The 23567-nt window shown below is 52.4% G+C and carries 16 protein-coding genes; 9 read left to right on the plus strand and 7 right to left on the minus strand.

Annotated elements, in window-relative coordinates; all coding sequences use genetic code 11:
• Positions 1–55: 55 nt before the first annotated feature.
• The 6 genes from DEV76_RS13910 (at position 56) to DEV76_RS13940 (ending at position 6214) form a co-directional block, all read left to right on the plus strand.
• The gene (locus DEV76_RS13910) at positions 56–565 is read left to right on the plus strand and encodes a DinB family protein (protein WP_157962889.1); all 510 of its coding nucleotides are present in this window, start codon (positions 56–58) and stop codon (positions 563–565) included.
• Between the two features lie 59 nt (positions 566–624).
• Complete coding sequence (locus tag DEV76_RS13915) at positions 625–2148, plus strand: DUF4955 domain-containing protein (RefSeq protein ID WP_109698520.1); 1524 nt, start codon at positions 625–627, stop codon at positions 2146–2148.
• An 85-nt stretch (positions 2149–2233) separates the two neighbouring features.
• A complete protein-coding gene (locus DEV76_RS13920; RefSeq protein ID WP_109698521.1) occupies positions 2234–2941 on the plus strand; it encodes a hypothetical protein in 708 nt (235 codons plus the stop codon).
• A 408-nt stretch (positions 2942–3349) separates the two neighbouring features.
• On the plus strand, positions 3350–4210 hold the full coding sequence (locus tag DEV76_RS13930; RefSeq protein ID WP_157962890.1) for a hypothetical protein: 861 nt from the start codon (positions 3350–3352) through the stop codon (positions 4208–4210).
• A gap of 1 nt (position 4211) precedes the next feature.
• Positions 4212–4889: a response regulator transcription factor gene (locus tag DEV76_RS13935; protein WP_109698524.1), complete on the plus strand. Its 678-nt coding sequence runs from the start codon at positions 4212–4214 to the stop codon at positions 4887–4889.
• 2 nt (positions 4890–4891) lie between these two features.
• On the plus strand, positions 4892–6214 hold the full coding sequence (locus DEV76_RS13940; protein WP_109698525.1) for a sensor histidine kinase: 1323 nt from the start codon (positions 4892–4894) through the stop codon (positions 6212–6214).
• Positions 6215–6479: 265 nt separating this feature from the next.
• On the opposite strand, the gene DEV76_RS13945 is transcribed toward DEV76_RS13940, so the two are convergent.
• Both DEV76_RS13945 and gcvP read right to left on the minus strand, forming a co-directional pair.
• Complete coding sequence (locus DEV76_RS13945) at positions 6480–9272, minus strand: TonB-dependent receptor (protein ID WP_198652061.1); 2793 nt, start codon at positions 9270–9272, stop codon at positions 6480–6482.
• Positions 9273–9608: 336 nt separating this feature from the next.
• Positions 9609–12491 carry an aminomethyl-transferring glycine dehydrogenase gene (gcvP, locus tag DEV76_RS13950; RefSeq protein ID WP_109698527.1) on the minus strand — a complete coding sequence of 961 codons (2883 nt, stop codon included), beginning with the start codon at positions 12489–12491 and terminating at the stop codon, positions 9609–9611.
• Positions 12492–12666: 175 nt separating this feature from the next.
• Here gcvP and DEV76_RS13955 point away from each other — a divergent pair, with 175 nt between their 5' ends.
• Positions 12667–13158, plus strand: a complete 492-nt coding sequence (locus tag DEV76_RS13955; RefSeq protein ID WP_109698528.1) for a YkgJ family cysteine cluster protein — start codon at positions 12667–12669, stop codon at positions 13156–13158.
• 7 nt (positions 13159–13165) lie between these two features.
• On the opposite strand, the gene DEV76_RS13960 is transcribed toward DEV76_RS13955, so the two are convergent.
• A complete protein-coding gene (locus tag DEV76_RS13960) occupies positions 13166–14422 on the minus strand; it encodes an MFS transporter (RefSeq protein WP_109698644.1) in 1257 nt (418 codons plus the stop codon).
• 131 nt (positions 14423–14553) lie between these two features.
• Between DEV76_RS13960 and DEV76_RS13965 the strand changes: the two genes are divergently transcribed.
• A complete protein-coding gene (locus DEV76_RS13965; protein WP_109698529.1) occupies positions 14554–15735 on the plus strand; it encodes a PQQ-dependent sugar dehydrogenase in 1182 nt (393 codons plus the stop codon).
• Between the two features lie 210 nt (positions 15736–15945).
• The gene (locus tag DEV76_RS13970; protein WP_109698530.1) at positions 15946–18087 is read left to right on the plus strand and encodes a carboxy terminal-processing peptidase; all 2142 of its coding nucleotides are present in this window, start codon (positions 15946–15948) and stop codon (positions 18085–18087) included.
• Between the two features lie 75 nt (positions 18088–18162).
• Here the strand turns inward: DEV76_RS13970 and DEV76_RS13975 are convergent, their stop codons facing one another.
• Genes DEV76_RS13975 through DEV76_RS13990 form a run of 4 tightly spaced genes read right to left on the minus strand, consistent with a single transcriptional unit; the run spans position 18163 to position 23564 of the window.
• On the minus strand, positions 18163–19869 hold the full coding sequence (locus tag DEV76_RS13975) for a family 43 glycosylhydrolase (RefSeq protein WP_109698531.1): 1707 nt from the start codon (positions 19867–19869) through the stop codon (positions 18163–18165).
• Between the two features lie 2 nt (positions 19870–19871).
• Entirely contained in the window at positions 19872–21215 is a 1344-nt protein-coding gene (locus DEV76_RS13980) for a glucoamylase family protein (protein ID WP_109698532.1), read from the minus strand.
• A gap of 9 nt (positions 21216–21224) precedes the next feature.
• A complete protein-coding gene (locus DEV76_RS13985; RefSeq protein ID WP_109698533.1) occupies positions 21225–22049 on the minus strand; it encodes a LamG-like jellyroll fold domain-containing protein in 825 nt (274 codons plus the stop codon).
• A gap of 21 nt (positions 22050–22070) precedes the next feature.
• Positions 22071–23564 carry a RagB/SusD family nutrient uptake outer membrane protein gene (locus tag DEV76_RS13990; RefSeq protein WP_109698534.1) on the minus strand — a complete coding sequence of 498 codons (1494 nt, stop codon included), beginning with the start codon at positions 23562–23564 and terminating at the stop codon, positions 22071–22073.
• Positions 23565–23567 lie beyond the last annotated feature (3 nt).

Here is a 23567-nt window from a genome sequence, read left to right on the forward strand (position 1 = left end):
TCATCTGCCGCAGATGACACTATTTTGCCTTAACTTCCATGCTAAATTAGCCACTATGCCCAGACCCTTACCCACCGAGTACGCCGGGTATTACGATACATATATCAGCAAAGTACCCGAAGAAGATCTTATCCCTGCATTCCGTAAACACACTGCCGCTATGCTGGCATTCCTCAAAAAAGTTCCTGTTGTTCGGAGAACTTTTGCTTATGCTCCCGATAAATGGACCGTTAAGCAGGTATTGCAGCATATCATCGATGCGGAGCGGGTGTTTGCCTACCGTGCCCTGAACTTTGCCCGGAAAGATGCTAACGAGCTGCCCAGCTTCGATGAAAACGAATTTGCAGAAGTGGCACGTACCGAGCACCGCGATTGGAACGATATGGTGGAGGAATTCCAGTTTGTCCGTAATGCATCCGATATATTCTTCCGCAGCCTCAACGAAGAGGAGCTTTCCCGCACCGGAATAGCCAGCGGTAAGTCCGTTAGCGTCCGCGCACTGGCTTATATCACCCTTGGCCATGCCATCCATCACATGGAGGTGGTGAAAGAAAGATATCTGTAGATCAAATTACTATCATTTTCTACCGGCAAAAACCGGTAGTATTACGGAAATTATCCACGATGAAAATTAGCTACGCCATCGCCGCATGCCTTATTGCGGGAACGACGGTCCTTGCGCAGGAAGCGCCACTCTGGAAAGCGTATGCCTCCGCATACCGCGAAGGCAAAACCAGCACCCTGCCCGATTTCTCCTATGCAGGGTATCATTTCTCGGAAAAGAAGCTGCCCGATCCGGCAGCGAAAAAGCAGTTCAATGTTACGGACTATGGCGCTAAGCCAAACGATGAGGGGTATGATGATGCGGCTATTCAGGCTGCCATCCGTGCCGCAGAGGCAAACCCGGGCGGTGGCGTGGTACGCTTCCCCGCAGGGCGCTTTCTCATATGTCCGGACAACGACAAGTCCAAAAAGATCACCATCCAAAAGTCCGGCATCGTACTGCAGGGCGCCGGCAGCGGGGAGGGTGGTACCGAGATCTTTGCCACTAACATGAGGATCGGTACCCGGCAGTTCCGCTTTGAGCCGGAACATCGTACTACTAAGCGCCTCGCCGTTATTACCGGTAAGGCAGAAAGCGGCGGGCATTGGGTAACCGTCGCAGATGCATCGGCCCTCAAAGCCGGACAGGATGTTACCCTCCGCCATAAAAGCGAAGCCTTCACCCGCAGGTACTTTGCTCCGCAGGAGTTGCATAAAGACTGGACCCGCCTCTTTGGTAACAACGGTGGTATGAACATCCAGGAGATCCATACCATCGCTGAAGTGAAAGGTAACCGCGTCCGCTTTATCAATCCCCTGCACATCCCCATTGAGCCGGTGGAAGGGCACGACTTTATACTGGAAAGCTACGAAGCGCTGGAAGAATGCGGAATTGAGCATATCCGTTTCACCGGAAACTGGAACAGCTATCCGGAAGAGTTTGTGCATCATAAAGACAGTATCCACGATGCCGGATGGTGTGCTGTGGCCATGGAATATGTGAAGGATTCGTGGATACGTTCCTGTACGTTCAATGACTGGAATGAAGGCGTGTTCATCCGTGCAGGGTACCGCATCACGCTTATCCATAACACCTTTGGTGGTAAGGGCGGGCACAGCACGGTGCATGCCCGATCGGGGTATGGTGTGCTGGTGAAGATGTGTGAATTTACTTCATCTCACCATGGCCCGGGAACCGGCTATACTGGCGTTAATACCGTAGTTACACAATGTAAAATGGCGGTAGATCAGAATATAGACAGTCACTCCGGCCAGCCTTACGCCACCCTGTTCGATGATATCCGTGGCGGTGTATTCCGTAATATAGGCGGGCCGCAGCCGGGCTTCCCGCATCATGGGCGCGATCTCGTATTCTGGAATTTCTACCACCGCTCTACCTGGGACTTTACCTATGATTTCTGGGACTTGCAGAAGCGGAAGAATCATACCTTCGCGCAGCCTGTATTTGTTGGCTTCCGTGCAGACAGGGACATTCGTTTTAAGAACGAAGGCCGCAACGAGCTGCCCGGTAAGGAAGTGCAGCCGCGCAGTCTTTTTGAAGCGCAGCTGGCATTGCGTTTGAAGGAAAAGGCGCTGAAAAAATAGCTTCTTCCCATTTTTCATTTTCGCTTCATCTTGTCGATTTATGTTTGCATGGATAACATCAAATTTTAACCATCAATCGACATTTATGAAAACGAAAGGAAAAGTATTCTTTGCGGTATTTATTGCAATGGCTTCAGCCGCATCGGCGCAGCAGGTTACTTCCAGGCAGCAGGCGGTGGTTCGTGCCGGTGGGGAAGTACGTGCGGAAAAACAAGGTGTGAAAGCGGGTACATCGGTGCAGGCCGAGCATTCGGCCGAAAAATCAGTGTCGGTGCCGGGAGATGTGAAGGCCGCTTCGAAGTCAGGTGTAAAGACGGAGCAAAGTGCCAGTGTAGATACACGGCCGGTGTTGAAAGAGGTGAAAAGTGGCGTAGAGTCAGTGAAAGGTGAGATTTCGGCGGTGAAGGAGGCGGGTGCTGATGCGGTTAGTCAGGCGGCTGCAGGCGCGGAATCTTCGGTAAATGCGGCGGTGCAGGTGAAGCAGGAGGCTTCGGCTGCCGTTGGATCCGTTGGTGGCGAACTGCGTTCCGCGACAGAGGCCGGGGCACTGTTGGAAAGCAATTCGAAAGGCGGACAGGTGCCGCAGCAGGTGTCAGGCGTTTTAGATGGTGGAGTAGAGATGGTGCAGAAGCCGATTGCAGAGGCGAATGGGCTTGTGAATGGCTCGTTAAAAGGTACGGCGCCGGTAAAAATAAATACGGCCGGAAACGTAAGTAATGTGATGAAAATCAACGTTTCTCCGGTAAGAGCCCAGGTGAAGAGCATTACCGCCGGGCGTATCAGCATATTGTAAAATTAAACCTCAGCAGGTTTATGCAGTCTTAAAAAACGGCATAGACCTGTTATTTTTACCCAGATGCGGAGGTTATTAGTTCCCACATGTTTAATGATTGTGTTCATCGGTTTGTTTCGTCCTGCTTTCGGACGAAGCGGGCCGTTGCATACCAATACACCGTTAGATTCGATCCCGGCTGCCAGTAAACCGGGGGAGAAAAATCCGCAGATCCCGGAAAGCAAAACGGTGCCATTGCAGGAAGTCAAAACGGCGCCATTGCCAGACATTATAAAGGAAGTGCCAAAATCGAGAAGAAAAATAAAACCTATAGCCGTACCGGCGCCGATGCCGGTGAAGCCGGTCCGGATCATCCGGCCGGGAGCGATCCGGAGGGTGATCAGGGTGGTCGGTTAGAAAAGTAACCATATGAAAAACTTATGCATACTAGCCATATCGATATGGTTGACGGGGATTTCCGCACGCGCGCAAGACAGTTCGGACGTCAAATCTCCGGCGCTGACGCTAACGCTGGCGTTGACGGGGATGAGCGACGCGAGTTATTATGGGCAGAAGGCGGAAGTAAGGGCTCCTTACATTGCAGGCGTCGCGCAACTGAAAATGCGCAGCGGATTTTACTTTACGGGCATGGCGTACCGGTTGTTGGATGACAGTACCTCGGCAGTATCTGCGGGGAGCCTGGGCGTAGGGTATGCTTTTAAACTCGGAAAGAAATGGTCGGCCGACCTGAGCTACAGTCATGCCTTTTACCCGGAAAATTCTCCCCTGTTACAGGCAGCGAGCCCTGATAACGCGGGAGCTTCCCTGCAGTATGAATATTGGGCCACGTCGGCAATCAACGTAGATTATAATTTCGGAAAGGAGCAAGACGTGTTCGTGACTTTTTCCACGGAGAAACTGATCCGGCTGGGAAGCTTCGCCGCAGGAAAAGATCTGCTGGCCGTTACACCTTCTATCGACATCACGGGCGGAACCCAGCATTTTTACGATACTTATGTAACGGAGAAGCGTTACCGTGACAGTGTGTTGGGGATTCCATTGCCGGTCATACCCGGTATACCTGCGGGAGGAAGCTCTTCTTCCGTCTCAACGGTTGAATCTACGCGGTTCGATATGTTGTCGTACTCGTTGCGTATCCCATTGTCCTACACCCGTGCACATTATATGATCGAGGCTGCTTACCAGGCTTCAGTGCTTGGAAAAGCGGCACAGGTGGGAGGAGGAAGGACGAATCATTTTTTCGGATGCAGTGTTTATTATCAATTTTGATATGACGAAAGTATTGATCGTTGAAGACGAGGTATTGATTGCCCGGGAGATGGAACAATTCCTGCGGCAATCGAGGTACCATTGCGACATCGCTTATACGGCTGCACAAGCGCTTCTCAAGTTGGAAGACAATAGCTATGATTTCCTGCTGCTCGACCTTGGGTTGCCTGATAAAGACGGGTTGGCGCTGTTGTACGAAGCCAAGAAAGACATGCCCGATTTGTCATGCATCATTTTGTCGGCCCGGGGCCAGGTGGAAGACCGGATCCGGGGGCTTGACCTGGGTGCGGACGATTACCTGCCGAAGCCGTTTTCGTTGCCGGAGCTGCACGCGCGTATGCAGGCGGTTATACGCCGTAAATACGGGCTGCGCGAGAAACTGGTATCGCTGGGGGAGTTCCAGATGGATTTGGGAAGCGGGCAGGTGTTGCATGAAGGAACGGCGGTGCCATTGTCTAAAAAGGAGACAGATGTATTGAGTTACCTGTTGCTGCATAAGAACCGTCCCATCACCCGGATGCAATTGAGCGAACATATCTGGGGGAGCTACGCCGGCGAAGACTACGACTCCAATTACATCGACGTACATATCAAGAATATCCGGAAGAAACTTGCTGCGAAGGCATCGACAGAATGGTTGCAGACCATCCGGAATATCGGCTATAAAATCTGTGTCTGATCATGAGGTTGCGCACTAAGCTTACATTGTTCATTACGTTGTCCAAACTGGGCATCGTGACCTTGTTCGTTTTGGCGCTGCCTTTCCTTGTAGAAAGGATCGCCTTTCAGTACAACGATTACTACCTTCAGGAACAGAAGAAGAAAGTATTGAACGTGATCGGGAAGAATGGCCTGGAATATTACCTGGCCGGCGAAAGGGATTATGGCAGCTATACGATGCTGAAAGAAGAGTATATTTCCCTGGAACCGACAGACCGGCGTAATGCAGGTGATACCATCGCTACATTGCGCCGGGTGGTGGAAAACGACACGCTGACATACCGGGTGCTTACCCATCTGTTTACTTATGAAGGAGCAACGTATATGTTGGAAGTCGGCAAAACGGCGGCTTCCATCGGACAATACAACCGTCCTTTGCAGAAAATGGCTATTTACCTGCTGGCAGGATTGCTCTTCACAACAATTATCCTGGACCTTATTTACACACGTATCCTGCTGAGGCCATTGGGAGACATCATTCGCAACCAGCTCCTCGCGCGAAAATTCCCTTTCAAAGACGATGCGCCGAAAGTTAAAACGACCACTGCCGATTTCCGGTATCTGGACGATTCCCTGTCCGGGCTTATGGATAAGGTAAGGGAGGCTTTTGACAAAGAGCGGGAGTTCACCGCCAATGCTTCGCACGAGCTGTTGACACCCATCAGTATCCTTCAGCATAAGATCGAGAACCTCATGATGGACGAATCGGTAGGAGACCAAACGCAGCAAAAACTGGGAGCAATGATGAACACCGTTCACCGGCTCCGAAAAATCGTGCAATCGCTGCTACTGATCTCACGCATTGAGAACGACCAGTTCCCGCGGGAGGATCAGTTCCCGCTGTCGGAGTTACTTAAAGAGGTGATGGAGGAATTGGGGCACCGGTTGGAAGAAAAACAGTTGCGATTCCATTTAAGGGTGAACGGAGCTGTGGCGGTGGACATGAACCGGGACCTGATCTTCCAGCTCTTCCATAACCTGGTCAATAATGCCATCCGTTATAACCGCCCGGGAGGCAGCATTTGGATCCGCGATTCTTTAGCGGACGACGGCAGTTATTCCATTACTGTGGAAGACTCGGGGATCGGTATACCTGAGGATTCGCTGGAAGCCATTTTCGGGCGGTTCCGCAAAATCGGGGCAGGCGAAGGTGTGGGATTAGGATTGTCGATCGTGTCTTCCATCGCGAAGCATCATGAGATATCGTTGGAAGTGAAATCCGAGGAAGGAAAGGGCGCTGCTTTCGTTGTGTTGTTTCCGAGGGCGGGCATTGCAAAGGCGTAGGAATGTATTGGGCTGCATCTTGGTTCGCAGTTCGAAATTCGTGATTTGAAAGGTGATACGTCTGTCAGCTCTTCAATTGCTGCCTTGTTTCTGCGAACAAAGACATTATACAACCGGCCGGTAGAGCAGCGTTCCCGGAAACACTACACCGGATTATCAAAGCCCCAAAGAAAATTGTATTTCCCTTTATCATAAGGAATTCACTAACCGCAATTAAAAAGGCCGCCCATAACAGGCGGCCTTTTTATGTTAGAAGGGCGGAAGGCTAGAAGAAGAAATCCATCATACGGTTACCATCCCTGCGGCGGTTGCTGGGGTTTTTAGCGCCGAACTTGTTGAAGTTATAGGTGAGCGACAGCATAAAGTACTGATCCACCATATTGGTCCGGGTATCGAATGTACCCAGTTCGGAAACGGTGCGGCGGATGTTCGAGTTCTGATGGAAGATGTCGTAAGCATACAGCTTAACGTTGGCAGCCTTCTTCATGAATTCGTAACCCACTGCAGCATGGTAGAGGGCAATGCCCTTTTTGAAACCGGGAGCGATGTTGGCGTTGTAGTTATAGGAGAAATCGTTTTCCACAAAGAAGTTCTTGGGCCAGTACAGTGTACCGCCAACTGATACCCGCTGGGTGAAGTTGGTGGTTTTTACATTTGTACGGTTGTTGGTAACCTGGCTGTAGGAAGGGCGGTAGCCTACTGTCACGTCCAGCAGCTCTTTCCAGGAAAACGAAGTATTGAAATTGGGACTGACACTGAGGTTTTTACTGATGTTTTTATACACTGCCGTATCGCCCCGCTTGTTGTTGATGTTCGAGAAGTTAACGTTGTTGGAATAGCTGACGAAACCACCCCCATTCACGCGGAACTGGTAATCTTTTTTCACTTTATTGTAGCTGGCATTCACATGGCCATTCATGTTATACGCACCGTTTACGTTGATGGTTTGGGTAGACTGGCTGCCGTTTGCATTCACTTTAGTAATGGTGGAGAACTGATTGGTAGTAGGGCGGAAGCCAATATTGGAGAAGATGCCGTAGCCCTTGGGAGAAAACTTGTTGAAGTTGATCGAGAACATCTGTGAATAAGATGTTTTCAGATTCGGATTACCGATGCGTACGCTCAGCGGGTTGCTGTTATCTGGCACGGGCTGCATCTGTTCAATAGAAGGCTGCTGGGTATTACCGTTGTAGGAGAACGAGAGCTGTGCTTTATTCGGCAACGTATAGCTGATGCGGGTGTTAGGGTTGAAATTGGTTTGCTCCTGCCTGAACTCCCGCTTGTCGTAAAACGAAATGTTTTCAAGGGTATTATAGATCATACCACCGCCGATGGTAGCATGGAACGTCTTCTTCTTGTTACTGTACTGGAAGTTAAGGTTGGGTTGATGAGAGGTAGTTTTGTTATTGAACTTGTTGGAGTACAGGCTGTCGAGGTCGGAATAGCCTTTCAGGTCTTCATCGAAGTTGAAAGTTTCGCGGCGCGAGTTATTGATGTCATGTCGGAAGCTGTATCCGGCATTCAGTCTCCAATTGTCATTAATGGGGTGTACATAGGTGATGCCGGCTTCGTAGTTTTCCCTTTTAGCGGAAGTGATACTGCGCTGATCCAGTACGCTGGTAGAATCCAGCAGGTTATTGACGAAGAACTGCTGGTCGGAATAGTTGAAAGCATTGCCGGTATTGTCTCCGAAATTACCGTTCAGTCTTATGCCGATGCTTCTGCCTTTCTTGTTCAGGATGCGCATCACATTTACATCCATCCCGAAATTGGTTTGCTCATCTCTGGAAATATTGCGGCCATTGCGTTCGTTCGCTTTATCTTCTAAATCCCGGAAGGTAGTTTCAATACTGCTGGTATTAGAACTCTGGCGGGTATTGTTGTACCGGGGATTGATGGTCATGGTGGTTACGGAGTCCAGCGCATATTCGAGGTTCAGGTTCAGGCTATGCGTCTGGTTACGGCTGTAGCCGTCGCGGTTGCCGAGGATGCTGCGGCCATCGTTATAGCGGTTCTCGGATATCGTGTTGAATTTTGAGTTGGTGTTGTTCCATTGGTAGCTGGTGTTCGACTTCAGGTCTTTGGCCCATTCATCATTATAGTTCACGCCTGCCATGGAGGTGGTGCGGATACCATCGCCTCCGCCTCCGAAGCTCAGGCCATTTACGCTCATTCCTCCGCTGCCTCCCATGGATATGGACATGCCGCCACCCCGCATGGGATTTGCTGCTACCACTTCATTCATGGTAAAGCCCATCCTGTTGAGGTTGTTGGAGGAAGCGATGACGCTGATCTGGCGGGGCCCGTTGAAGAAACTGAGCATACCGCTGGCATCGTATCTTTCATCGGTACCATATCCTCCGGTGATCCTACCAAAAAGGCCCCTCTTCTTATCGGGCTTCAGGGTGAAGTTGATGGTTCTGTCTTCCCCGTCCTTTTCTATGCCCATTTTTGCTTCCTGCTTGGTTTTGGTGTCTACCACCTGCACCTTGTCCACGATGTGCGTAGGGAGGTTCTTAAGGGCGATTTTTGGGTCGTTCCCAAAGAACTCCCTGCCATCAACCAATATTCTTGAAACTGCCTTCCCGTTTACCGTGATCTTGCCTTCGGGGTCTATATCCACCCCGGGCAGCTTTTTCAGCAGCTCTTCCAGTACGGCGTTGGGCCGGGTCTTGAAGGCATCGGCGTTAAACTCAATCGTGTCTTTCCTGATACTGATCGGCGGCCGGTTACCTGCAATTTCTACCACACCCAGTTCCTTTGCTGCCATTGCAAGAGGGATGCTCCCAAGGTCGGTACCACGGTCTGTTCCAAGGGTTTTAATCCAGGTGCGGTAGCCGGTGTAGGAAATAAGGATGCGGATGGGCTTGTTGGCGGGGAGGCCCGTTAAGCGGAATGCGCCTTTTTTGTCGGAAAGGGTATAAGTGATAAGACTACTGTCTTTAGGATCCTGGGCGGTAATGGTGGCCATTTCCAGGAATTCTTTACTGGCGGAGTCCGCCACGGTGCCTTTCATCTCCGTTCGCTGCTGGGCGGTAGCAGCGGTGAAGCAAATCATACAGAGTGCGATTGTCAGGAATAGATTTCTACGGTACATCGGGAACAATTGGTTTCTAAGACAGCAAATTACGAAAGATTCGTAGATAAACGAATTCAATAGTTAAAAGATGCATGAACGGAAGAATTCCACACGCCAACGGCTGAAATTTATAAGTTGAGTTGATCATGATAAGAAGCTACACGGAAACTAGCCAAAGTTTAGCCTGAAACAAGTAAGCGGGAAGGAAGGGGGGAAGTCAACATACTTGCGGACATGGTACAAGAAGAAGGCGGCCCGGTCAGTAATTACTTACTGCCGGGCCGCTCCTGGTATGATTCAATAAAGCGTTGCTGCTTATGCCTCGGCTTCTGCGTAGGAGCTGGTAGGCTCGCAGGTGCAGATGAGGTTACGGTCGCCGAAGGTGTTGTTCACACGGGATACGGAAGGCCAGAACTTGCTGGTTTTCACGTATTCGAGCGGGAACGCGGCTGCCTGACGGCCGTAAGGGCGCGTCCATTCGTCGGCGGTAATTACTGCCTGAGTATGGGGTGCATTTTTCAGCACGTTATTGGCTTTGTCTGCTTTACCTTCTTCCACGGCACGGATCTCTTCACGGATGGAGAGGAGGGCGTCGCAGAAACGGTCCAGCTCAGCTTTATCCTCGCTTTCCGTAGGCTCGATCATGATGGTGCCCGCAACGGGGAAGCTCATGGTAGGAGCGTGGAAGCCGTAGTCCATCAAACGCTTGGCCACATCTTCCGCTTCGATGCCTGCTGTGCCTTTGAAGGGGCGCAGGTCCACGATGAACTCGTGGGCGCAGGTACCGCTCACGCCGGTGTACAGGATGTCGTACGCATTTTCGAGGCGCGCTTTCATGTAGTTGGCGTTGAGGATGGCGTATTCAGTTGCTTTCTTCACACCGGCACGGCCCAGGAGGCGGATGTAGGCGTAAGAGATGAGCAGGATGGATGCGCTGCCGAAAGGTGCTGCGGATACCGCGTGTGCCTGTTTGCTGCCGTTGCCTGTTGCCTGAAGGTCTACGTGACCGGGCAGGAACGGTGCGAGGTGCTTGGCCACGCAGATGGGGCCCATGCCGGGACCGCCGCCGCCATGAGGGATAGCGAAAGTCTTATGCAGGTTCAGGTGACAAACGTCGGCTCCGATGAGTCCGGGGGCGGTGAGGCCTACCTGTGCGTTCATGTTGGCGCCGTCCATATATACCTGTCCGCCGTTGTCGTGGATGATCTGGCAGATCTCCTTCACGCTTTCCTCATACACACCGTAGGTGGAAGGGTAGGTGATCATAACACCGGCGAGGTTGTCTTTGTGTTGTTCCGCTTTGGCTTTGAGGTCGGCCACATCGATGTAACCGTTCTCCAGTGCCTTTACGATTACCACTTTGTAGCCTGCCATTACAGCGGAGGCGGGGTTGGTACCGTGTGCGGAGATGGGGATGAGGATCACGTTGCGGTGCGATTCGCCACGGCTGATGTGGTAGTTGCGGATGGCGAGGAGCCCGGCGTATTCACCCTGTGCGCCGGAGTTAGGCTGCAGGGAGCATGCGTCGAACGCAGTGATTTTGCAAAGGTAATCGCTCAGTTCCTGAACGATCTGGAGGTAACCGCCTGCCTGATCGGTAGGGGCGAAGGGGTGCATTTTGCTCCAGTGGCTCCAGCTCAGGGGGATCATTTCGGTAGCAGCATTCAGTTTCATGGTGCAGGAACCGAGGGAGATCATGGAAGTGTTCAGCGAAAGGTCTTTATTCTCCAGCCATTTGATGTAGCGCATCATTTCTGTTTCGCTGTGGTGGCTGTTGAATACAGGGTGCGTCAGGAAGAAGCTGGTACGCTGCAGGCTGGCGGGGATACCGCTGGCCGCGCTTTCCACTTCTGCTTCCGTGAGCTTGCCTGCGCCGAATACAGCGAGGATAGCGTTGGCGTCATCTACCGAAGTAGTTTCATCCACAGAAATACCCAGCTGTGTGGCGGATACTTTCCGGAAGTTGATACCGGCTGCATTTGCTTTTGTATGCAGTGCGGCGGCGTCAGTTACAGAAAGGGTAATGGTATCGAAGTGACCGCTGTTCACCGCCTGTACGCCTGCTGCAGCCAGTTTGGCTTTCAGGGCGGAGGTGATCAGGGATGCTTTAAGGGCGATTCTTTTCAGTCCTTCCGGGCCATGGAACACGGCGTACATGGCAGCCATGTTAGCGAGGAGGGCCTGGGCGGTACAGATATTGGAAGTAGCTTTTTCGCGTTTGATGTGCTGTTCACGGGTCTGGAGCGCCATACGGAGGGCACGCTGGTTCTGTGCATCCACGCTCACGCCGATGATACGGCCGGGGAGGGCACGCTTGAACTCTTCTTTAGTGGAGAAGAAAGCAGCGTGAGGGCCGCCGAAACCTAAGGGAACACCAAAACGCTGTGCGCTGCCCATAGCGGCATCGGCTCCCAGCTCACCGGGAGGGGTGAGGAGGGTAAGCGCCAGCAGGTCGGTAGCCATGGCTACGAAAGCGCCGGTAGCGTGTACGTTGTCGATGAAAGTACGGTAGTCTGCCACGGTGCCTTCTGCGCCGGGGTACTGCACGAGGGCGCCGAAGTAAGTTTCGTCGATGGCTGCGGTTTCGTAGTTACCGAATACCACTTCGATGTTCAGCGGCATGGCGCGGGTGAGCACCACGTCTTTCGTTTGAGGCATTACGCGCTCGTCTACGAAAAATTTACCACGGCTGATATTTTCATGATCCTTGTTCAGTGCGTTGAAGAACATCGTCATTGCTTCTGCCGCGGCGGTAGATTCGTCGAGCAGGGAGGCATTTGCGATGGGGAGGCCGGTAAGGTCGCTCACCATGGTCTGGAAGTTCAGGAGGCTTTCCAGACGGCCCTGGCTGATTTCAGCCTGGTAGGGGGTGTACTGGGTATACCATCCCGGATTCTCGAAGATGTTGCGTAAGATCACGCTGGGCGTGATGGTGTCGTAATACCCCTGACCAATGTAATTCTTGAATACCTTGTTTTTCAGCGAGATATCTTTCAGCATTCCCAGGTAAGCATGCTCGCTCATCCCTTCGGGGATAGCCAGCTCATGCTGCATCCGGATCGATGCGGGCACCGTTTTGCCCGTCAGTTCATCCAACGTTCCGATTCCAATCTTTTCGAGCATTGCACGGGTTTCCGCATCATTGGGCCCGATGTGGCGGCCAATGAATTCATGCTTGAATGTATTCAATAAATTCATGATGTAAGCAGGTATTAATTGAAAGAATGCGCAAAGCTATGATGTTTTTCCACAATGGCCAAAACGGGCACTCTACAGGGGATACAGGACTGATATAAGCGGGTTGTTTCAACGGTTGTTTGTCACAGAATTTTCATCCCGCAGGATTATCCTATTTTTGCGGCAAATACCGTCAATGTCAGTAAGCCTCACCGATTGGGAGAAAAGAGCAAAAGAACAGCAGAAACCGAACAAACAGTTTTTGCAGAAAATGCAAACGCGTAAAGGGAAAGGTGTGGAAAAGCACCTGCCCGGCTTACATGATGAAGCCTTTTCGCAGATCGACTGCCTCTCCTGCGCAGGCTGCTGCAAGTCTATCAGTCCCCGGTTCAAAACCCCGGATATCAAGCGCATTTCCAAACACCTCGGCCTCCGCGAGTCCATATTCATCGAAACATACCTCCGGCTGGATGAAGACGGGGATTATGTGATGAAACGCAGCCCCTGCGCATTCCTGGGGGAAGATAATTACTGCAGTATTTATGATGTGCGCCCGGGCGACTGCCACAATTACCCGTATACCGACAGCTACGAGTTCCTCAAGCGGCCCAACACCACGCTGCTGAACAGCACGATCTGCCCGGCCGTGTTCTACGTGCTGGAACGGCTGAAATCCATTATTAAATAAGGAAAGGTTACGCTTTCAGATCCAGCTTGCGCATAGCGGGGGAGATGATGTAGGTGGTGATAACGATGCCCAGCGTCATGCATCCGCCGAATACAACAGAGCCTACCGGGCCCATGATCCTTGCTGCCACACCGCTCTCGAACGATCCCAGCTCGTTACTGGAACCGATGAAGATGGAGCTGACGGAAGATACCCGTCCGCGCATATCGTCGGGCGTTTTGAGCTGCAGGATGGTTTGACGGATGATCACGCTGATACCGTCCAGCATACCGCTGCCGAAGAGTGCGGCTAAAGAAAGCAGGAAGTTTTTGGATATGCCGAACAGGATGATGCACAGCCCGAATCCGAATACGGCTGCCAGCAGTTTAATACCAGCCCGGGTTACGATGGGTTTGTGGGCCAGTACCATCACGGTAAGGAAAGCGCCTATGGCAGGGGCGGCACGGAGGGCGCCGAAGCCTTCTGGCCCTACTTTCAGGATATCGTTGGCGTAAATGGTGATCATGGCTACCGAGCCGCCGAAGAGTACGGCGAACATATCGAGGGTCATGGCGTTGAGGAGCACTTTCGTGTCCCATACAAACTTCAATCCTTTGGTGAGGCGTTCCTTCACCGATTCTCCCATTTCTTTATAATGTACCGGCTTCCGGGAAATCTGCAGGATGCAATAGAATGCTACGAGTATCCATGCCAGTACGAGGAGCATAGACCAGTGTACGCCGAAAGCGGCAATGCAGAGTCCGCCCAAGGCCGGACCGGCAATGGCGCCTATCTGCCATGCGGAAGTGCTCCAGGTGGTGGCGTTGATGTAAAGGCTGCGCGGTACGAGCAGGCCGAGGAGGGAGAAGTTGCTGGGGCTTACAAAGGCGCGGATCACGCCGCCGCAGCAAACGAGGAAGTATATGGATATGAGCACCCATGATTTGGGGACGCCCTGCATGAGATCATCCCAGGTAAGGAGGAATAACCCTGTGCCCACTACGATGTATCCTGCGAGGCATTTCAGTACCATGCCGCGTTTCTCTTTCTTGTCTACGATATTACCGGCGAAGAGCGCCAGGCAAAAGGCGGGAATGAACTCTGCCAGCCCTATAAGGCCCAGGTTCAGGGGATCGCGGGTGAGCATGTACACTTTCCATTCTATGATGGCGAACTGCATGGCCAGCGCGAATATGAGCGCGAAACGTATGACCAGGAAGTACCTGAATTCTGTGTTCCTTAACGATGCGTAAGGGTCGTTCCGGGGTATGGCAACATCATCCAAGCGATACGGTTTTTTATTCCGTGCCAAAGGTAAGCGTTTCCGGTTAAAAGCTTTTCCTTCCCTTCCTTCAGAATTTTAGCAAACGATTGACGGGAAGCATTATTTTTATCCGTCTAAAATTCCATGAAAGTATGAAGCTAGTAACATCGTTTTTTTCAGGTGTGCTGACGATCTGTGCCCTTAATGCTTCCGCACAGGAGGTAAAGCTGCAACTGGTGACCGACCAGGTGCAGTCGCCCGTGTGCATGGCTGTGCCGGGCGACGGGTCCAACCGCCAGTTTGTTCTCCAGAAAGAAGGCCGCGTATGGATCATCCAGAACGGCAAACTCCTCGCCGAACCGTTTATCGACGTAAGTGCCGATATGGTGAAAGTGAACCCCGCCTATGATGAAAGGGGCCTGCTGGGCATGGCTTTCCATCCCCGGTTCAAACACAACGGGAAGTTCTATCTCTATTACAGCGCACCGGTCGCCAACCCGGTAAAAGGAAAAGTGAACCACAAGTCCGTGGTTGCGGAATACCGGGTAACCAAATCTTCCGGCAATATTGCCAGTGCTTCCACCAAACGTGTGGTAATTGAATTCGACCAGCCGGAAAGCAACCATAACGGCGGCGATATCATCTTCGGCCGCGATGGCCTGCTGTACATTGCTTCGGGCGATGGCGGCGGCGGTGGCGATAAGCACGGTACAATTGGTAACGGGCAGGACCTGACCAACCTGCTGGGGAAGATTCTCCGCATTGATGTAGACGGCTCGCCGTACAGGATACCGGCAGATAATCCATTTGTTAAAACAGCAGGAGCCAAAGGAGAGATTTGGGCGTATGGCCTTCGTAATCCGTGGCGTATTTCGTTTGACAAAGTGACCGGACGCCTGTTTGCCGGAGATGTGGGGCAGAACAAGTATGAGGAAGTGGATATCGTGACCAAAGGCGGTAATTACGGCTGGCGGATCATGGAAGGGTACCACGAGTTCAATGTTCCCGCCGGGGCCGATAAGTCTAAACTTATTGAGCCTATCCATGAATACGACCATAGCGACGGAATCAGCATTGCCGGCGGATACATCTATCGTGGCAAAGCCTTGCCGGCGCTTACCGGGAAGTACATTTTCGGGGATTACAACGGTAAAACCTGGACCCTTACGCAGCAGGGGCAAAAGTGGACCCGGCAGGATCTGCAGTTTGCCAATAAACCAGCAGGTAACCTGCAGCTGTTAAGCTTTGGCCAGGACGAGGCCGGTGAAATATACCTGCTCGTGACAATTGCGGGAACTTCCAATAAAGGCGGAGTTTACAAGCTGGTAAAATAGGACGAACCTGCCATTCCGGCTTATCAATGGCGGAGCTGGCAGGCCAGCGGTAAGCCGGAATGGTATATTGCACGGTTTTTGACTGAAAGAATATGTTAAAACGAATACAGGCCCTTATTACACTGAGAATTAGGCTTATATTTGGTTAGAGAATCCACAGGCGGCCTTGTGCCGTCTGATTTTGAAAATATCCGTAATAGATACAGGGTTATGAAGTTGAAAATGAAAGCGGTTGTACCGATACTGCTCATCGGCATATCGGCAGGAATATTTGCCTTTGCAAAGATCGGCGCGAATGACGACCCGCCCGGAAGATACCAGACGATCATGACCCTGGTGGGCCAGATCCTGAAAGAAGGCCATTACCAGCCTAAGAAAATCGATGATGCTTTTTCCCGTGAAGTGTTCACGAAATACCTCAAGAACCTCGACGGTGAGAAGAAGTTCTTCCTGAAAAGCGATATCGACGAGCTGAAGAAACTGGAGAACCATGTGGATGATGAGCTGGAAGGCGCACCACTGGATTTCTTCAATAAAAGCACAGAGCTGATCAAGAAGCGCACTATCGAAGTGGCTGCCATCTATCCCGAAGTGCTCTCCAGGCCCTTCGATTTCTCCAAACCCGAGAAGGTAGACCTTGACCCCGATGCTGCACAATGGCCTGTAGACGAAGCCGCCCGTGTGGAAGCATGGCGCAAGGCCCTCAAATACCGCACCCTCGAAAAGTATGCAGATCTTATCACCATCCGTGATAAAGATAAATCCAATAAGACCGACGCTCAGCTTGAGGTGGAAGCCCGCGAGAAAGTGAAGAAGGTATACGACCGCTACTTCGACCGGCTGAAGAACCGTACGAAGGAAGACGACCGTTTCGCCCTCTACATGAATGCCATCACTACCACGATGGATCCCCACACCGATTACATGCCCCCGCTGGAAAAACGTTCGTTCCAGGAGTCTATGTCTGGCCGCTTCTACGGCATTGGCGCTCAGCTCCGGGAAGAGGAAGGACGTATCAAGATCGTAAGCATCGTAACCGGCAGTCCCTCCTGGAAACAGGGCCAGCTGAAGGCTGATGACGTGATCCTGAAAGTAGGGGAAGGTGATAAAGAACCGGTAGACATCGGCGGTTTCCCCGTTGAAGAAGCCGTTACCCACATCCGCGGCTCCAAAGGCAGCGTGGTGAAACTTACCGTAAAAAGCGTGGATGGTACTGTGAAAGTGATTCCCATCGTAAGGGATGAGATCAAGCTCGATGATGTATTCGCAAAATCTGCCGTTATCAACGGTCAGCATAAGATCGGTTATATCTACCTCCCTGAGTTCTATGCCGACTTTAACGACCGCCAGGGCGCTTTCTCCTATGACGATGTAGCAGAAGAGATCCGCAAACTGAAAGCTGAGAAAGTAGATGGCATCATCCTCGACCTCCGCTTCAATGGTGGCGGTTCCCTCCCCGACGTTATCAAAATGGCAGGCCTCTTTGTTCCGGAAGGCACCATGGTGCAGGTACGTTCCCGCTCCGGCGAAGTACAGCAGCAGCGCGACCGTGATAAAGGCGTGGCTTACGACGGCCCCCTCGCTATCATGGTAAACGAGTTCAGTGCTTCCGCTTCCGAGATCATGGCAGCAGCCATGCAGGATTATAAGCGTGCCGTAGTGATCGGCAGCCCCAGCACCTTTGGTAAAGGCACCGTACAGCGCCTGCTGGACCTCGATGCTTTCGTGAAAGGCGACGCAGGCGGCAGCCTCGGCGCTATCAAGCTCACCGTACAGAAATTCTACCGTGCAAACGGCGGTTCCACACAGCTGAAAGGCGTGGAGTCTGACGTGGTGCTGCCTTCTCCCTACTACGAAGTAGGCGAAAAGAAAGATAAAGACGCCCTCAAATGGGACGTTGTTCCTAAAGCAGATTATGCTGCATGGAGCGAACCGGTAGATGTGGCACCGCTGAAAGCTAAATCTGCAGAACGCATCGCTAATAACGAAGCGTTCCGTATGATCAACGAAAATATCGCCACCCTGAAAAAACTGGATGAGCAGAAAACCTATTCGCTGGATCTGAACTCTTATAAGGCAGACCAGAAAAAGAATGCCGCAGCGCTCAAACGCTACGATTCCGTAAACGATAAGGTGAAACCGCTCAATATCAGCAGCCTTCAGGCAGATCTGCAGAAGATAGGAACCGACACCGTGAAACTGGCCCGTAACAAAGACTGGCTGAAAGCACGTAATAAAGATCCTTACCTGAGCGAAGCGGTGAATGTGATGAACGACCTGATCATGCAGCAATCGTTCCCTAAACTGAAGAATAACTATACGGATGCTAAGGCCCCGGCCCCTAAGCAATAAGTATATCGCATTAATAGAAAAGGGTAAAGCACCGTTGCTTTACCCTTTTTTCATTTTGGCTGATGATAGATTCTCTCATTCTGATTTTATGACCCGGCTGCGCGGCGATATGCCGTTTGCGTTGATGGCCTCGATTTGGAAATAATAAGGCAGCGTGCGGTCCATTCCCTTGAAATAATACTCGTTTTTACTGTGTACCATGATGCAGTTGTACAGCTTATCCGGCGCGGTGCCGAAGTAGATGTTGTAAGCATAGGCATCTATTGACGGCGACCATTTAATCCATGCGCTGCGCTTGTCTTTTTCCGTGCGCAGCACCATAAAGGTGTTCACCGTATCTGGCTTTGCCCCATGGCCGGTGCCAAAGGCGCGTAAACCGCTGATGGCAAACCTGCCGGTTGGCATGTGTACATTCTCAAGTCTTATATAACGCGTTTTAACGGCCTTTTCCAGCTGGATGTAGTCGTGCGGCACATCGGTACGGTTACGGCTCTTATCGGCCAGTAAATGCCACTTTCTGCCATCAGGAGAGTACAGGAGCTTATACTGATGATAGGTATCGGTTTGTTTGCCGAGGAACTCCGCGTCCTGGTCGGCGTAATTGATCTGGATGGCTTCCACGGTGGAGAGGGCGCCCAGGTCTGTCTGTATCCATTCTCCCGCGTTGCCGGTGGCGGCGCTCCAGTAGGTTTTAATGTCTTCATCCACGGCAAAGTTGGGAAGGTTCGCTCCTAAGGTGGAGGAAACGGTAACGGGTTGCTGATAGTTCAGCAGCATCCATCCGGTAAAGCGCTGGTCGGCATAATGCGGGTAATCCCCGAAAGCCGTGTTACAGTACATTACGCCTTCTTTATCGAAGCCTGCAGGCCACAGCCCCAGCCGCCGTTCAAAGTTGTTCTTTACGGATATGGCAATGGTGGAGATGTGCCACCACTTCCCGGCTTTATCCTGGAAGGTGGCACCATGCCCCGCCCCGCGTGCAAAGCCACCGGGTTTATAACTCACGGGATCGGGCTGTGGGGTAAACGGTCCTAACGGACCTTCACCTACCACCACACCATCGGCATACCCGGAGAATTCGGTACCGGGAGCGCCGTATTGCAGGTAGTATTTACCGTTGTGTTTCGTCATCCAGGCGCCTTCGATGAAGGGATCGAGGAAAGTGTTATCGCTGTACTCGCCGAAGCGCTGCCATCCGTAGCGCCAGTCTTCCAGCAGGTACATTTCCTTCCGCGTGCCTTTAGGGGCGAAGGTTTTGCGGTCCATTTCCACGCCGTAAAGCGGGTAGCGGTTGCTGCTGCCGTTGTACATGTACAGCTTTTCGTCGTCATCCACAAAGAAGGCGGGGTCCCATCCGCCGATCTCCAGTGAGTCGAGCGCTTCTTTCCACTCGTTCCCTTTGGGATCGGTGCTCATCCAGATGGGGAAGTTACTGCTGTAGGTAGAGCCGAAAACAAACAGTGTATCGCCCATGGCCCAGGCGGCAGGGGCACAGAGCTCGTCGTACACCTTATGCCAGGGCTTGAGGAATTTGCGGGAAACGAAAGTCCATTGCAGAAGGTCGGGGCTATGCCAGTAGCCCCACTGGTTAGTGCTGAAAAGGTAGTAGTCTCCTTTGAAGGGAACGATCACCGGGTCGGCCGTGGCCCTGTGTTTCCCCCATTCCGCAAAATTGGGGATGGGGGTGTACCCGTAATCGAGGTTCATCGGGTTGCAGTAAGTGTTTTGAGCGGATGCTTCTACGCCTGTGAGCATCAGCAAAGCAATAAGCGTTTTGCGCATGATTACTGTAAATGCGGGCTTTGAAACCCTAAATTGGCCAATCCCGTCTTCACCTCCGGACAGCTCATGAACAATTGCCAGAACAGTTTGCTGCGGTGGTTTTCTATCATCACAATAATAGGTCCCTGGTCGATGGCGAGGAAGGAACTGGCATACCAGCCGGTTTTGGGAGCAAAGGCATCAATGAACCCGTATTCTTTCCAGAGCTTATCGCCCAGTTTGTAATAGAAATAATCCAAAGCCATGCCCGATTGTTCAGGCGTATAGGGAAAAGATGCCAATGCAGCTGTGGGAGCGATCACTCCAACATCGTTGGTGGGTGAGCTGGCGGTGTACCCGTCTTTGATATCGCTGGCGGTGAGGCCCCATATTTTATCGGAGTACCCGCGTGCCTGCGGATCGGCCTTACAGTAGTTCCAGTTGATGAGTGCGTGGCGGGTATTTTGCTCCCAGTAATCGCCATAGGCATCCTTCAGCCCGTTGGGATCGAGGCCGAGGAAGGAATAGTGGGCGAAGAAGAGCGGGCCGCCATAATCAGGACCCAGGGGAAGGGTATGATTGTAATATACTTTGTTGCTGCGCATGGCTCCGTTGCGCGCCCATCCATCGTCGTATACCGATCTGGGGATGGCGTGGGTGGGGGAGGATGCTGCCAGTACGTAGGTGATGAGGCATTCGTTCCAGCCGGCGATGGGCATGTTCATGGCCCAGCCTTTATCGGCACTCCAGTGCCAGTAGAGCTTCTGTTCCCCGTTTTTACGGAAGAAGTTCCATTCCACGGCGTGCCAGATATCGTTGATATCCTGCCTGAGCGCGGCTTCTTCTGCACCGGCGCCGTTAAAGAACTGGCGGGCGCAAAGCAGGCCCTGGATGAGGTAGGAGGTTTCTACAAGGTCGGCACCGTTATCGTTGGGGCTGAATGGAATGGTGGCGCCGCTGGCGCCGTTGAGCCAGTGGGGGAAGGCGCCGTGGTAAGCAACGGCTTTGGTTTTTAGAAATGTTGTCATCTTCTTCAGCCGGGCCAGTCCTTCGGCACGGGTAATAAACTGGCGGTGTACGCCTGCAATGATGGCCATTACCCCGAAGCCGGAGCCGCCGGAGGTAACGATATCGCCGGAGGTATTGCGTTCGCGGGATAGACCGCTTTCCGGATGCCCGAAGTCCCAGAAGTATTTGAAGGTTTGCTGCTGCACTTTGGTGAGCAATGCTTCGCGGGTGATGCGCGGGAATTTGTCGGCCGTGTCCTTTACGGGCCCGGGCCCTGGTGCGGGAGAGCCGTCGCCCTTGCCGGAGCAGGACGACAGGCTACCCATTAACAGGAAGGCCCAGAGTAGGGGCTTAAGCATGGTTGCGGTCTAACGTTTGTTGGTGAATAATGATTTAACGTCGGCATCAGAGATGGCAACGGTATATACTTTAAACTGGTCGAGCATACCGGAATAGCGCTGCATCCATCCGTCTACCGTAGTGCTGAACACACCGGCATGCTGCTGGAAGCCGCCAATCACGAACTTCATGGGGTCTTTAAACTCCAATGGTCCCAGCGGCTGGTTGTTCTTCACCCGGTTGGCCACCCCTGCAGGCAGTGCAATTTTATCGCCGTCGAGGAAAGCACTGAATACGGAGGTAGCGGCATCGTACCGGAAAGCAAGGTGGCGCCATTTGCCGTACATGTCGGGCAGGCGGTTAACGCCGTTGTTGTTATTGAACTCTACCCAGTTGTCTGCAAACTTGAATTTCAGCAGCATGGAATTATCTGCCGCATCGCCATTGCCTTCGATGAGTGCGAAGAGGTTGCCCCAGAAGTCGGAGGAGCGGCCCAATACAAACACCGTTTGCGCACCGCCGGTATGCTTCTGGGTATTGATCCAGAAGGCAACGGTGAAGCTCGTCATGGAGCCGATCTTTGAACCGGCGGCATACACCATCATGGCGTTGGACGCGCCTTTATAGGCTTTGCCGTGAACACCGTCCACGTAAGTTACGTTGGTAGGCACGCCTTTTTCGTAATAGATACTGTCGATAGCGCTGTTCTCGAACCAGAGGTTGCGCTGGAGCGGACCGTTCAGCTTCGCCGTATCATCCGGAATAATAACCAGTGGCGGCCTTTCCATCTTCTGGCAGGAAGCAAGCCCTGCCGCGGCGATGCATATGGTGAGGAGGAATTTATGGATAAACATGATTGTGGTCGTTTAATTGGATCAATAATCAGGATTCTGCTTCAGTACACCGCCGGACTTGTCGATCTCCGGCTGGGGGATAGGCAGGTAGCGGTTGCGGGGCTGGTAGTTTTTACCCAGCTGTGCAAATACATCTTCCGCAATGCCCCAGCGCACCAGGTCGTAGAAGCGTTCGTGTTCCATACCGAATTCCACTCTTCTCTCGTGGCGGATCTTCTCACGCAGTTCTGCCTGATCGGTAGTTACCACTTTGGGTAATGTACCGGCAGGAGCTCCCTGGCGTGCGCGGGCACGGATCATTTCCAGCCAGTTCAGTGCATCGGTTGTATTGGCAGCGCCGCCCAGTTCGTTGGCTGCTTCTGCTGCCCAGAGCAGTACATCGGCATACCGGATAATGCGCATGTTTAGCCAGCGCCCTGCACGGGGAACGCCGCCGCCCATGCTGTTACGGATATTGGGGTGCGTGTATGCCTTGCGGTTGTACCACTGGCCGGTGAGCCCTGCCTGTGAAGTAATGGTGCCGTTGATGCCATACGGGTCGGGAGCATTGTTGGCCATGCAGGTGTATTCTCTGCGCGGGTCGCCGGGTTCGAATGCATTGTACAGGTTTTCGGTAGGCAGGTTCCATCCCCAGCCAAGATCCCAGCTGCCGGAGCCGCGTACGCCCTGGTAGTTGGCGTACTGGATGCCGAAGTCCTGCGTGGCGTTGTACAACGCCTGAATCTCGAAAATGGATTCTATGTTGTTTTCTCCTTCTTCGGTGAATACTTTCCAGTAAGGCTCGTATAGCCTGTAGGTATTGGAGTTGATGATTTCACGGCAGGCGCCGAGGGCAGAGCCCCAATTGCCGCGCGTCATCCATGTTTTGGCGTGCAGTGCTTTCGCGGCCCATTTGGTGGAACGCCCGATGTAGGTAGATTCCCATGCTGCGGGCAGCACGGTACCGGCTTCCGTAAGGTCGGCATCGATGAGGGCGTATATCTCGGCTACGGGCTTCTTGGGCACGTTGCCTTCCGCGGTGGTGGTTACAATGAAATCGATCTTGGGAATGTCTCCAAAGGCACGAACAAGATTGAAGTAAGCATATGCGCGGATGAATTTGGCCTCTGCACGGTTTACACGCTCGGAGGGTTTGGGGTCAGAGATCTTATCTACCGCACCTATCACATCGTTACAGAGCTTTACCAGTTTGTAATGATCGCCCCAGTAATCGTTGAGCAGCCAGAAGTCTCTCAGGTAATTGAAATCATCGAACATCTGTTCTGCAGGTACGCCATCGCTGGCGATGCTGCCTTTCATAGCATCGTCTGACCGGATGCTGTGCACGGCGCCGAACTTCACGCCGGAGCATCCTTCGGTACGGAGCCCTGCGTAGATGGCCATTACCTGGCTTTCGAGGGCGCTGAGCCCCAGATCGTCCTGCGTATACTGGCCCAGTGGTTTGCGTTCAAGGAATTTGCTGCAGCCTGCTACACCGATGCTGAGCATGAATATGGGAAGAATGATTTTTTTCATGTT

Origin of the sequence: Chitinophaga deserti (genome assembly GCF_003149455.1) — a bacterium.
GTDB classification, from domain to species: domain Bacteria; phylum Bacteroidota; class Bacteroidia; order Chitinophagales; family Chitinophagaceae; genus Chitinophaga; species Chitinophaga deserti.